We start from the raw sequence: 13,037 nt of genomic DNA, 5'->3' as shown, positions 1-13,037 counted from the left end.
ATATTGTCTGTCCGGTGTTGACACCCGTCGCCGTCGACGTGTAGCGTCGAACACCGTGTCCGATGATCTTGCCCACGGCGGAGTGTCGTACGCGGGTCGCACCGTCGGCTCTGCCACCCTCGTGTCCGTCGATCTCCGCCAAGCACACCAGCGCGTGTTCGCCTCCGGGCGCCCCTCGATCGAGCGGCTCGTGCACGTCCCGACCACCGTCGCGTTCAACGTGCAGGACCGGGCGGACCAGTCGTTCACGATCCGCCTGGACCGGCGCCCGTGCGAGGTCGTGGACCTCGAACCGTCCGAGATCGAGCTGTTCCTGTCCGCGAAGCAGGCCGAGGCCGCCGTCACCGGCACGTACTCGCTCGTGGCGGCCATCCTCGGCGGGGACGTTGAGTTCCGCGGCCCGGTGCGCAAGTACCTCGAGGTCGAGCCGATCATCCGCGGTGCCCTGCAGGAGGATGCGGGCCTCACCGGGGTCGACGAGCTCGAGCGCGGCGGCGGCGCCGTCGGCGAGACGATCGACAACGAGCTGCTGGCGATCGAGACCCGCGGCCTGCACAAGGCGTTCGGGTCCAACGCCGTCCTGCGCGGGCTGGACCTCGGGATCCCCGAGGGCACCATCACCGTGGTGCTCGGCCCGTCCGGCACCGGCAAGAGCGTGCTGCTGTCGCACATCATCGGCGTGTTGCAGGCCGACCAGGGCGACGTCCTGATCCGCGGCAAGTCGCTGAAGGCGATGAGCCGCGCCGAGGTCCTCGGGCTGCGCCGCGGAATCGGGGTGATGTTCCAGGACGGCGCGCTGTTCAGCGCGATGAACGTCTACGACAACGTCGCGTTCCCGCTGCGGCAGCACACCGACCTGAACGAGAAGGAGGTCCGGGAGGTCGTCGAGGACCGCCTGGACTCCGTCGGGATGCTCTACGCCATCGAGCGGATGCCCGGCGAGCTCTCCGGCGGCATGCGCAAGCGCGCCGGCCTGGCCCGCGCGCTGGTGCTGAACCCGAGCATCATCCTCTGCGACGAGCCCGACTCCGGCCTGGATCCGGTGCGCACGGCGCTGCTCGGGGACGTCCTGGTCGAGCAGCACGCGCAGTACGGCGGCACGATGATCGTCGTGACCCACAACATCGCGCTGGCCAAGCGCATCGCCGACTACATGGCGGTGCTCTGGCGGGGGCAGACCCTGGCGGCCGGGATGGCCCAGGAGCTGCTCTCCTCGGAAGAGCCGTTCATCAAGCAGTTCCTCGCCGGGCAGTCGGAGGGGCCGCTCGGTATGGACGCCTGACGCGCTGACCGGACATAGTGTATGGTCGACCCGACCGAGGGTCGAATCAGCCACCGTCACGGGGAGTGGACAGGATGAGCACAACGAGCAGCGCCGACGTCATCGTCGCGGGGGCGGGCCACAACGGCCTCATCGCCGCGGCCTACCTGGCGAAGGCGGGCCTGAAGGTCCACGTCGTCGAGGCCCACACCGAGCCGGGCGGCATGACGTCGACCTCCGACGTCGACGAGATGCCGGGGTACAAGGTCAACGACGCCTCGATCCAGCCGTCGCTCTTCCGGACCACCACGATCATGAAGGACCTCCAGCTCGAGGAGAAGTACGGGCTGAAGATGAAGGTGATCGATCCGGTCCACCTGCAGCTGAACCACGACCACACGTCGCTCGCCCTCTGGCGCGACGCCCAGAAGACCGCGGACGAGCTCAAGTACTGGTCCATGAAGGACGCGGCGGCGCTGATCGACCTTTACCGGGTCGTCCACGCGGCGGTCGACATCGGCGTTCCCGTCATGCAGACCAACCCGGTCCGCCCGGATATCAAGAAGATCTTCGAGGCCGCCCGGAAGACGCTCAAGCACCGCAGCGAGCTGCTGGCCCTCGGTCGCTGGATGCGCTGCACCGAGCTCGAGGCGCTCGAGGAGTCCTTCGAGAGCGATCCGATCAAGGCCATCGTCCTGATCGGGCTGCCCTTCATGTCCTACGACTCGGACTTCTCCGGCTGGTCGCTGATCTACCTCGGCATCATCACGAAGTACGGCGTCGCGATGTTCGAAGGCGGGACGGGCGAGCTGCCGAAGGCGCTCATCCGCCTGATCGAGGACCACGGCGGCAGCGTGCAGTGCGGCGCGGAGGTCGAGGAGCTCGTGATGACCTCAGGCCGCGTGACCGGCGTGCGGATCAAGGGCGGGCAGGAGATCCACGCCCGCCGCGGCGTCCTGACCGCGTTCAGCCCCAAGCGCGTCCTGCGGGACCTGCTGCCGAAGGGCACCCTGCCGCCCAAGCTCGAGAACCGTGTCGCGCACATCCCGACGAAGTCGCGCTCGTTCGCCGACCTGAAGCTCGACGTCCTGACCAAGGGCAAGGTCTCGATGACCAAGATCGAGAAGTGGCGCGGCGACGGCCTGGACTGCCGCCTGCCGGCCAACGGCTACCACACGTACGAGCAGGCCAAGGCGGCGCAGGTCGCGGTCAAGCGCGGCGAGCTCCCCGAGACGTACCCCGGCCTGATGCAGGTCGCCACGGCGCTGCCGTCGAACCGCAGCTTCGCACCAGAGGGCTGCGACTCGGTGTGGTTCTGGTCCGGCCTGGCGCCGAACGATCCGCGCGAGGGCTGGGACGCGGCCCGTAAGCACGCCGCGAAGACGATCATCGAGCAGAGCGACCACTACTACGAGGGCCTGGAAGAGCTCGACGTCTTCCACCGCGTCCGCATGCTTCCGGACATCGAGGAGCGGCACTTCGCCCTCGACGGCACCGTCTACCACGTCGATCCGCTGATCACCCGCTTCGGCCCGCTGAAGCCGGCCGCGGGCTTTGCGGGCTACTCGACGCCCGTGCCCGGCCTGTTCCTGACCGGTTCGGGGACCCACCCGGTCGCCGGCATCAGCGGGATGCCGGGCCAGAACGCCGCGCGGACGATGCTCAAGCTGTTCAAGCGCGAGGACAAGAAGGGCGTCGGCGCGCACGCGGTCGAGGAGGCCCGGCACTGGGATGCCGTCGCGGCCGCGGAGGCCGGCGGGGCCGAGGCGCCCGACGGTCGGCCCGCGGTCACCGAGGCCTGACGGATTCACCCGACAGGGGTGGGTCTTTCCCCCGGTCGGGTCTAGTAATCGAACACGCTGTACGATCGGATATGGGCATGGGAGAGGTCGTTGGGAACAGGCGCGCGAGTGTCGGCGTGCGCGTCGAGGGGTCGCCGGCCTACGGCGTCCTGAAGACGTGCAAGGACATGTTCATGCTGGGCCCGAAGACGTTGCGCCTGGCCGCGACGCCGCCGTACTCGTGGCTCCCGGATGCCATGGTCGAGGCGAACCTCGCCATGCGCCGCTGCATCATCCCGCTCGCCATCTCCCAGGCGATCTGGATCATCGGCTTCGGCGTCCTGAACTTCGGCGAGGTCGCCTACACGCTCGGCGTCTCCGACCGCGCGCCGGGCGGGGTGATGGTCGGCTACACCCGCGAGGTGGCCACCTGGATCACGATGATGATCATCGCCGGGATCGCCGGCAGCGCCCTTGCCGCGGACATCGGTGCCCGCAAGATCCGCGAGGAGCTCGACGCCATGGCGGTGCTCGGCGTGGACCAGTTCCGGACGCTGATCGTCCCGCGCGTGATGGCGATGGTCTACGCCGCGCTCATCCTGGGACTGATCGGGCTGCTCGTCCCGATTGCCGCCTACTACACGCTGGTGCCGGCGTTCCTCGAGTTCCCGTCCTCGGTCTACCGCGAGTCGATGTACCTGAACCTGCAGCCGCTAGACCTGTACTCGACGTTCTTCAAGCACGCGATCATGGGCTTCTTCATCGGCATCGTCGCCTGCGAGCGGGGCCTGGCGACGAAGGGCGGCGCCGAAGGCGTCGGCCTCACGGTGACCCAGACGGTCGTCGTCTCGTTCTTCGGGATCTGGGCGTTCAACAGCGTCTTCAACATCGGGTTCCTGACCATCTTCCCCGACCTCCTCGTCCTGAAGGGCTGACCATGGCCACCGTTCAAGCCACAGGCCCCACGCCCGCCGGCGCCGAGCCCGAGGTCCCCGCCGCCGGCCGCGCGAAGGCCGGTCCCGTCAAGGAGTTCCTCGAGGAGATGGGCGAGCTCTGCGTCTTCTCCGCCCGTGCGCTCCGCGCGGTCCCCGGGTCGACTCGCTACTTCTCGGAGATCCTGCGGCTCAACGCCCAGATCATCCGGCGCAGCAGCTTCATCCTCCTCGCGATGAGCGTCTTCCTCGGGTTCTCCGTGGCGACGTTCGGCTTCTTCTTCCTGCGGACCATCGGCGGCGGCGACTTCGTCGGCGTCTTCACCGGGCTGCTGACCCAGCGTCAGACGTCGTCGACGATGTACGGCTACGTCCTCAGCGCCAGCATCTGCTGCTCGATGACGGCGGTCATCGGCGCGGCGAAGATCCAGCAGGAGATCGACGCCTACGCCTCGACCGGCACCGACCCGATGCAGTTCATCGTCGGGACACGCGTGCTCGCCGCGATGCTGTTCGTCCCGCTCGGCACGGTGATCGCGCTGATCGGCCAGAACCTCGGCAACTTCCTCGACATCGTCGTCGTGCTGCAGGGCAACAGCGCCCGCCAGTTCCTGGACGTGACATTCAGCGTGCAGAGCGTCACGGGCCAGCTCTATGCGCTCGTGACCTTCGGGTTCATGACGCTGCCGTGCGTGCTGGTCGCCTGCTTCTACGGGATGAACGCGAGCGGCGGCCCGGCGGACGTCGGCCGGGCCGTCGCGAAGTCCCTGATGATCAACCTGGTTCTGGTCCACGTGATCGCCGCCTTCTTCGGGGTCTTCTTCTACGGCCGCAACCTCAACATCCCGATCGGAGGCTGACGTGCGCGCCTCCGTCCAGCCCGTCGTCATCCGCAGGGCAGTCGCGCTCGGCGGGCTCGCGGCCATCGTCCTGCTCGTGGTGCTCCTCACCGGCGGCGGGAACGCCGGCAGCCACACGCTCTACGCCACCGTCAGCGACGCGACCAACCTCATCAAGGGGCAGGAGCTGAAGGCCGGCGGCGGCAAGATCGGCGTCATCGACGACGTCCGCGCGATCGACGGCGGCGCCAAGGCCCGCCTCACGCTGAGCGTCGAGGACCGCGCCTGGCCGCTCCCGAAGGACACGACCTTCACCGCCCGCTTCGGCGGCACCGCGGCGTTCTACAACCGCCACATCCTCGTCACGCCGGGTAAAGAGGGCGGGGCCTCCCTGACGGAGGGCGCCGACATCCCGGCGCTCGACTTCCGGGTCCCGGTCGAGGTCGACCAGCTGCTGTCGGTCTTCGACACCGACGTCCGGCGCGACCTGAAGTCGTTCGTCAACCGCTCGGGCGAGACGCTCGACCGCTCGCAGGAGCCGCTGCGCAAGACGCTCGACAAGACGCCCCAGGCGATCACGCAGGCGGCCCGCGTCTTCGAGGACCTCACCGACGACCGCAACGCGCTCAGCCTCACGCTGACCAAGACCGACGACGTGGTCGACGCCGTCCGCCGCGCCGACCCGGGCCTCGAGCGCCTGCTCACCGGCGCCGCGACGACGTTCAGCGCCATCGCCGACAAGCAGACGCAGCTGAAGACCACGGTCGAGCGCCTGCCGGGGATGCTCGCGCAGACGCGCTCGACGCTGACCAAGGCCGAGGGCACGCTGGACGACGCCGGCGCGCTGGCCACCAAGCTCCACCCCGGCGTCCGGCAGCTGCGCACGATCGCGGCACCGCTGAACGACGTCCTGGCCTCCGTGCAGACGATCGCCCCGGACGCGAACGCGACGCTTGCCACGGTGCGCCGGTCCACGCCGCAGGTCAACACGTTCCTCAAGCGCACGACCACGCTCACGCCGCAGATCGGGTCGATCGCCGACAAGGCGATCGAGAACCTGAACTGCATCCGGCCGTACACGCCGGAGCTGATGGGCCTGCTGACCACCTGGGGCGACTTCATGTCCTGGTCGGACACGAAGGACAAGTACCTGCGCGCCCGCGTGGAGAACTTCCTGCCGACGCCGACCAACGACGTCCCGCAGACCCCGGCCCAGCTGAAGCAGACGTTCCCGGACCTGCGCTACGGCTTCCCGCGGCCCCCCGGCTACAACGCCGGCCAGCCGTGGTACATCGACGAGTGCGGCGCCGGCAAGGACGCCGTCGACCCCAGCAAGGACGTCGAGGGCGCCGCGTCCTTCACCAACAAGATCCCGACGGCTGCCGGAGGCACCAAGTGAAGCCCGCGACCATCGCCCGGGTGACGCTCGTCGCCGCCGTGGCCCTCGTCGCCGCGATCGTCTTCACCGGCGGTTCCAGCGGCTACGAGCTCAAGCTCCGCATGGACAACACCGACGGCCTGAAGGACGGCTCGCCGGTCACGATCGGCGGCGTCCGGGTCGGCACCGTCAAGGTCGACGTCGACACGAAGGACCAGAAGGCCGTCGCCACGCTGCAGATCAAGGACGAGTACAAGCCGATCGGCGAGGACACCCGCGCCACGATCGTCGCGCAGAACGTCCTCGGCCAGAAGCAGGTGCAGCTGACGAAGGGCTCCGCCGCCAAGCCGGCCGCGTCCGGCTTCGTGGTGCCCGAGTCGCGCATCGTCGCCGGCACCGACCTCGACCGCGTGCTCAGCGTGCTCGACGCCGACACCCGCACGCGCCTGGCGATCTTCCTCAACGAGGCCGGCACCGCCTTCACCGGCCGCCGCCAGGACTTCAGCGACACGCTGCGCGACATCGGGCCGGCGGTCAGGAAGACCAACCCGCTGCTCAAGCAGCTGGCCGACGACAACGCGGAGCTCGAGCGGCTCGTCCAGACGGGCGACCGCTACGTGGCCTCGGTCACGGCGCGCAAGGACGACGTGGTCAAGCTCGTCGACCGCGTCGGGCAGGCCGCGGTCACCGGCTCCACGAAGCGCGCGGAGCTGCGGGCGACGCTCGCCGCCGCCCCGGGCGGGCTGCGCACCCTGCGCTCGTTCCTGGCCGAGCTGCGCCAGACCACCAAGCCGCTCGGTCCGGCCGCCCGGCAGCTGAGCGCCGTCTCCGCGCCGCTCCGCACGACGCTGAACCAGGTCGAGCCGTTCACCGACTCGGCCGCGCCGACCCTGAAGACCGCGACCGGCGTCGCCCCCGACCTCGAGAAGCTCGCGGCGAGGGCGACCCCGGTGCTGCGCAAGGCCGTCCCGACGCTGAAGGCCGTCCGGCAGACCGCGGCGAGCGACCTGCCGCCGATCTTCGCGACCACCGACCGCTCGATCAACAACATCCTCGCGGTGCTGGAGAACTGGGCGGCAGCCATCCAGTTCCGCGACGGGGCGAGCCACATCTTCCGCGGTGAGGCCTCGATCGCCCCGGACGCGCTGCAGAGCGTGATCGAGCGCCTCGCGCCGCGGACCGCGAAGCAGGCTCCGAGCCGTAAGCAGCCCGCCGCGGCGGCCAAGGCACCGCAGGCGCCGTCCTCCGGCTCGTCCGCAGGCAGCGCAGGCAAGCCGTTGCTCGAGGTTCCGAAGTCCCTGAAGGTCCCCGGCCTGCCGGAGATCAAGCTGCCCGACGTCGGCAAGACCGTGCAGGGCGTCCTCGACGGCCTGACCGGCGCGCTCAGCGGCGGCAAGCAGAAGCCGCAGAACACGCCGAAGCAGAACCCGACCGCCCTCCTCGACTACCTCCTGGGCAACTGATGCGCACGCGACGACCCACCCGCAGCACGCGCCGGCGCGACACGCCGCCGCCGCTCCCGACCGCCGCCGGCGGCCTGGCCGTCATCGCGCTGCTCGCGTTCCTCGGCTGGCAGGCGCTGCGCGTCTACAACGGCGTCCCCGCGCGCAACTACTCCCGCGTGTACGTCTCCACGCCGCAGGTCGGCAACCTCCTCAGCCACGACCCCGTCCGCGTCGCCGGCGCCCGGGTCGGCCAGGTCCTCGGCCGCGACATCGGCCCGGACGGCAACCCCCGCGTCGAGCTGCAGATCGAGCCCGGCACCAGCCTGCCCGCCGACACCAAGGTCGCGGTCCGCGGCGCCGGCCTGCTCGGCGCCCGCTACGTCGAGCTGATCCCCGGCAAGAGCACCGAGACCGTCGCCGAGGACGCGACGATCAAGGGCACCGAGGCCAGCTACACGTTCGGCCTGCCCGAGACGCTCGACACGTTCGACAAGCAGACCCGCGGCGAGCTGCGCAACATGCTCGGCGGGCTCGGTCAGGGCTTCCTCGCCAACGGCGAGAAGCTCAACGACGGCATCCACGCCGCCGGCACGCGCGCCGAGCCGTTCGGGGTCTTCGCCGCCGAGGTGCTCAAGCGCGAGGGCGCCGCCGGCCGCCTGGTCCCGGCGCTCGACGCAGCCGTCGCGCCGCTCGACCGCAACCGCGGCAAGCTCGGCGAGCTCATGCCCGCCGCATCGGCCGCGGTGGAGCCGTTCATCGACCGTCGCGAGGAGATGCGCGCGACGCTCGACGAGGCGCCGCCGGCCCTCAACGCACTGACCCCCGGCCTGTCCGAGGGCGAGCGCCTGGTGGTCTCCCTGCGCGGCGCGGCCACCGCGGTGAACCGGACGCTGCCCAAGGCGCCGGCCGGTCTGCGGAGCCTCACCGGCCTGCTGAAGGAGGGTCAGGAGCCGCTGAAGCGGACGGACGCCCTCCTGAAGGAGGTCCCGGACGCCGTCCCGGGCGCGCTCCGGATCACGAGCAGCCTGTCGCCCGTCCTGACGCCGCTGAAGAACGCGCTGCAAGACGCGAGCCCGCCGCTGAAGACGATCGCCGAGTACCGCTGCGACGTCGTCAACTTCGGCACCACGATGCGCAGCATGACCGGCTTCTCGCAGCCCGGCCCGACCGGTCCGATCGGTCAGGCCCAGGCGTTCCGCCTACAGCTGCTGCTGCCGATCAGCGCTGAGCCGCTCGGCATCACCGACACGACCGGGTTCAGCACGCGTGACACGGCGCAGAGCTCCGGGCCGTGCAAGTTCCTCGCCAAACCCTATGTCCAGTTCGACGGGGGGACCGGGCGATGACCCAGCTCCGCACACGTTTCGGCATGGCCGGCCTCGGCGCGTTCGCCCTGGTCTTCCTGGTCGCGGTCACGCTGTTCTGGTACCTCGGCTACGCGTACGACCTGCTGCACAAGGACGGCCGGACGGTCACCGCCGAGTTCGCGGCTGTCCCGCAGCTTCAGCCGGGCGACCCCGTCCGGGTCGACGGCCGCAAGGAGGGCGAGGTCCGCAAGATCGAGGACCTCGGCGGCGGCCGCGGCGCGAAGGTCACGTTCGACGTCGAGGACGGCGCCGGGCCCCTGTACAAGGACAGCGTCGCCGAGCTGCGTTGGCGCAACCTGCTGGGCTCGTCGTTCTACCTCGAGATCGATCGCGGGACCGCGCGGACCGGGGCCCTCGGCGACACGACCATCCCGCGGGCGAACACGCGCTCGCAGGTCGAGCTCGACGACGTCACCTCCGTCTTCCAGGGCGGTGCCCGCAAGGGCCTGACCGTGCTGCCCGGCGAGCTCAGCAAGGGCCTGCGCGACCCGGACAACCTGCCCGGCCTGCTGACCGCCGCCGAGCAGGCGTCCCCCGACCTCGAGAAGACGCTGCGCGGCCTGCGCGGACAGGACCAGGACGTTGACCTGCGTCGTGTCCTGACCGGCACCGCGGCGACGATGGAGGCGCTCCAGGCGCCGGACGACGACCTGCGCAAGCTGGTCGCCGGCGCCGCCTCGTTCCTGACGACGACCGGCAACCGCGCCGCCGAGCTGCGCGCCACGCTCGATGCCGGTCCGGCCCTCACCGAGAACGTGCGCACGACGCTCGCCCGCCTGGACACGACCCTGTCCGGCGCCGACACGCTCGTCGGCAAGCTCGACAGGTCGGCGGCCGACGTCGGCCCGACGCTCGCCGCGCTGCGTCCGTCCCTCGGCTCGACCTCGACGCTGCTGCGCCGGGCCCGGCCCGTCGTCCGCGCGCTGCGGCCGACCGCGACCTCGCTCGCGTCGCTCGGCGCGCAGGGCGTCCCGCTGATGGACGCGCTGCAGCCGGCGCTCGACCAGCTCGACGACAAGATCCTGCCGTACCTCGCCCGCAAGGACCCGGAGACCGGCAAGCCGACCAGCGTCATGATCGGCGGCACCGCGGCCGGCTTCGGCGGCCTCGCGTCCCAGCAGGACAAGAACGGCCACATCATCCGCTTCCCGGCGACCGGCGGCTCAAAGTCCGTCTACCTGCCGTGCAAGACGGCGCTGACCGATCCGACCGCGGCGCAGCTCGTCGCCTGCGACGGCCTGCAGACCGCGCTGCAGAACTACCTGGAGTACCTCCCGCCCGTCCTGCAAGCCAAGAAGAACGCCAGGAGCTCGAAGTGACCGTCGACACGCGGGACCGCATCACCGAGGGGCTGAACGCCACCCGCCTGCGGCTCGAGAGCAAGCGCTCGCTGCCGTCGCTGCCCCCGATCCTGCTCGGCGTCATCGCCACGCTCGTCGGCGGCGCGCTGCTGTTCTCGCAGCTGACTCCGACGCTGTTCAAGAGCACGCGCGAGGTCAACGTCGAGATCGATGACGCGTTCGGCGTGCTGGCCGGCGTGAACCAGGTGCGCTATCGCGGCGTGCCGGCGGGCACGATCAAGAAGATCGACCGCCGCGGCACGCAGCTCGTCCTGAAGCTGTCGGTGCGCAAGGACTTCCCCATCTACAAGGACGCCCGCGCCGAGCTGCGTCCCGAGACGCCGCTGAACGACATGTACCTCGACTTCGTGGACCCGGGGACGAAGGCCGCCGGCGAGCTGAAGTCAGGCGACGCGCTGCCCGAGCCGCGGACCGCGAGCAACGTCAAGATCAACGAGGTCCTCAACGCGCTGCAGCCGAACACGCGGGTGCGCATGGAGCAGCTGCTGGACAACCTCGGCAACGGCCTCAAGGACCGCGGTGCGGGGCTGCGGAACGCCGTGGCGGAGTTCACGCCGTTCGTCGCCGAGGCCGGCCGCATCTCCTCCGCGGTCGCCAAGCACGAGCGCCTGATGAAGCGCCTCGTCCACAACGCCGGCATCCTCACCACGGCACTCGGGGAGCGCCAGAAGCAGGTCCGCACCCTGGTGACCGCCGGCAGCGCCACGCTCGGCGCGCTGCAGGAGGGCTCGCCCGACCTGAACCAGACGCTGGCGGAGCTGCCGTCCACGGTCAACGAGATCAACGCGAGCTTCGCGGCGGTCCGCGGCGTCCTCGGCGACGTCGACACGGCCGTGACCGACCTCGGGCCGGTCGCCGACCAGTTGCCGAACGCGCTGAAGGACGTGCGCGCGCTCAACGACGTGCTCGGGCCGGCGGCCCGGCGGCTGCAGTCGCCCGTCACGAAGCTGACCCCGCTGGCGACGAGCCTGCGGCCCGTGGCGAGCGACCTGCGTGCGTCCGTCGTCGCGCTGCGCCCGCAGACCGACTCGATCAACAAGATCACGGACGGCCTGACGAAGTGCGAGCAGGGCGTCATCGGCTTCTTCCAGTGGAACTCGTCGCTGTCGAAGTTCGGTGACCTGACCGGCCCGATCCCGCGCGGCAACCTCGCCGTCGGCGTGCCGGACGTGACCAGCAGCCTGCCCACGCGGACCCCCGTCCAGAACTGCGCCGGCGGCAAGACCGTGCGGGGCGCCGTCCCGACGACCGGAGACGAAGGCTGATGACCCGTCGCGGAACGCTGCTCCCGTCCCTGCTGAGCCTGCTCGGCTTCACCGCCGTCGCGGTCGCCTGGGCGCTCTTCATCCTCGCCAAGGGCGGGGGTCTCCCCAGCCTCAGCGGCGAGAACTACAAGGTGTCGGCCGTCATCCCGACCGGCGCGGCGCTCGCGCCCGGCTCACGGGTCACGATGTCCGGCGTCGACGTCGGCCGGGTCAAGACCGTCAAGCGCGAGGGCGCCGGGGCGCTGCTCCAGCTCGAGATCAAGGACAAGGCCGTCCTGCCGCTCGCGGCCGACACCCGCGTCCAGGTCCGCCAGCACACGCCGGTCGGCGAGAACTACATCTCGCTGACGGCCGGCAGGTCGGCGCGCAAGCTCGAGTCCGGCGACCCGCTCCCCGTCGCGCAGTCCGACGAGTTCGTCGACGTCGACAAGGTGCTCAGCGTCTTCAAGGGCGAGACGCGTGAGCGCATGCGCCAGACGATCCAGGGCGTCGGCGGCGCCCTCGACGGCCGTGGCGAGGAGCTCAACGAGCTGCTCGGCGGGGCGGGCGAGTTCCTCAAGCCGGCCAGCAAGGCCGTCGACGTCCTGTACAAGGACCGCGTCAAGGCCAGCCGCCTGATCGACCAGCTCGGCAACGTGGCGGCCGCCATCGGCCAGCGCGACCAGGCGATCACGACGATCGCGAACCAGGGCCTCGTGAGCCTGCGCGCCATCGCCGACCGCGACGACGCGCTGCGCGAGACGGTCGAGCAGCTGCCGGAGTCGCTGCGACGGATCCGGAGCGCGTCGGACACCGTGAAGCGGGTCTCGGCGACCACGCGACCGGTCGTCGACGACGCCACCACGGCGCTCACCGCGCTGCGCCCGGCCGTCACGCGCCTGCAGCCGGCGGCGAACGCCGGTCGCGGCGTCGTGAGCAACCTGTCCGGCGCGGCCCCCGGCCTGCGCACGACGCTGAAGAACATCACGTCGCTCTCGGGTCCGCTCTCGACCGCGCTGCCGAAGGTCCACAAGACCGTGTGCGAGGTCGCGCCGATGATCCGCTACATCGCCCCGTACACGCGGGACGCCCTCGGGATCGTTATAGGTCTCGGGTCCGCCTCGAACAGCTACGACGCGACCGGGCACCTGATCCGGCTCGCCGCGGTGGAGGAGGGTGGCTTCAACTCGGGCCTCCCGGACTCGGTCATCAAGGCGCGGGACACGCTGCTGCACACCGGCCTCATCGGCCGGGTCCTGAACAACCGGACGAACTTCGACGCCTACCCCAAGCCGGGGTCGGTCGGCCGGACGTCCGCCCTGACCAACACGCCGGCCGGCCCGGACGAGGTCCCGGCGTCGGGCTACAAGTACCCGCGCATCGAGGCCGACTGCTAGACGGCCCGGCCGGAGGGGGGTGGCAGCGTCAG

At 70.7% G+C, this 13,037-nt stretch carries 10 protein-coding genes; all 10 read left to right on the top strand.

Features of this window, described 5'->3' with window-relative positions; translation table 11 throughout:
- Positions 1–55: 55 nt before the first annotated feature.
- Positions 56–1,282, top strand: coding sequence for an ATP-binding cassette domain-containing protein (locus DSM112329_RS22995; protein ID WP_354698891.1), 1,227 nt, complete (start codon positions 56–58; stop codon positions 1,280–1,282).
- A 74-nt stretch (positions 1,283–1,356) separates the two neighbouring features.
- Positions 1,357–3,063: an NAD(P)/FAD-dependent oxidoreductase gene (locus DSM112329_RS22990; RefSeq protein WP_354698890.1), complete on the top strand. Its 1,707-nt coding sequence runs from the start codon at positions 1,357–1,359 to the stop codon at positions 3,061–3,063.
- 77 nt (positions 3,064–3,140) lie between these two features.
- Positions 3,141–3,977 carry an ABC transporter permease gene (locus DSM112329_RS22985; RefSeq protein ID WP_354698889.1) on the top strand — a complete coding sequence of 279 codons (837 nt, stop codon included), beginning with the start codon at positions 3,141–3,143 and terminating at the stop codon, positions 3,975–3,977.
- A 2-nt stretch (positions 3,978–3,979) separates the two neighbouring features.
- On the top strand, positions 3,980–4,834 hold the full coding sequence (locus DSM112329_RS22980; RefSeq protein WP_354698888.1) for an ABC transporter permease: 855 nt from the start codon (positions 3,980–3,982) through the stop codon (positions 4,832–4,834).
- A 1-nt stretch (position 4,835) separates the two neighbouring features.
- Positions 4,836–6,212: a hypothetical protein gene (locus DSM112329_RS22975; protein WP_354698887.1), complete on the top strand. Its 1,377-nt coding sequence runs from the start codon at positions 4,836–4,838 to the stop codon at positions 6,210–6,212.
- Positions 6,209–7,654: an MlaD family protein gene (locus tag DSM112329_RS22970; protein WP_354698886.1), complete on the top strand. Its 1,446-nt coding sequence runs from the start codon at positions 6,209–6,211 to the stop codon at positions 7,652–7,654. The genes DSM112329_RS22975 and DSM112329_RS22970 overlap by 4 nt, the downstream gene beginning before the upstream one ends.
- Positions 7,654–8,982, top strand: coding sequence for an MlaD family protein (locus DSM112329_RS22965; protein WP_354698885.1), 1,329 nt, complete (start codon positions 7,654–7,656; stop codon positions 8,980–8,982). The genes DSM112329_RS22970 and DSM112329_RS22965 overlap by 1 nt, the downstream gene beginning before the upstream one ends.
- Positions 8,979–10,322, top strand: a complete 1,344-nt coding sequence (locus tag DSM112329_RS22960; RefSeq protein ID WP_354698884.1) for an MlaD family protein — start codon at positions 8,979–8,981, stop codon at positions 10,320–10,322. Before DSM112329_RS22965 ends, DSM112329_RS22960 begins: the two co-directional genes overlap by 4 nt.
- A complete protein-coding gene (locus DSM112329_RS22955; protein ID WP_354698883.1) occupies positions 10,319–11,629 on the top strand; it encodes an MlaD family protein in 1,311 nt (436 codons plus the stop codon). The genes DSM112329_RS22960 and DSM112329_RS22955 overlap by 4 nt, the downstream gene beginning before the upstream one ends.
- On the top strand, positions 11,629–13,005 hold the full coding sequence (locus DSM112329_RS22950; RefSeq protein ID WP_354698882.1) for an MlaD family protein: 1,377 nt from the start codon (positions 11,629–11,631) through the stop codon (positions 13,003–13,005). Before DSM112329_RS22955 ends, DSM112329_RS22950 begins: the two co-directional genes overlap by 1 nt.
- Positions 13,006–13,037: the final 32 nt, after the last annotated feature.

It is taken from the genome of Paraconexibacter sp. AEG42_29, from assembly GCF_040581415.1.
In the GTDB taxonomy this organism is placed as follows: domain Bacteria; phylum Actinomycetota; class Thermoleophilia; order Solirubrobacterales; family Solirubrobacteraceae; genus Paraconexibacter.
The sequence above is the reverse complement of the archived record's forward strand: the minus strand, read 5'-3'. Positions and strand labels throughout refer to the sequence as shown.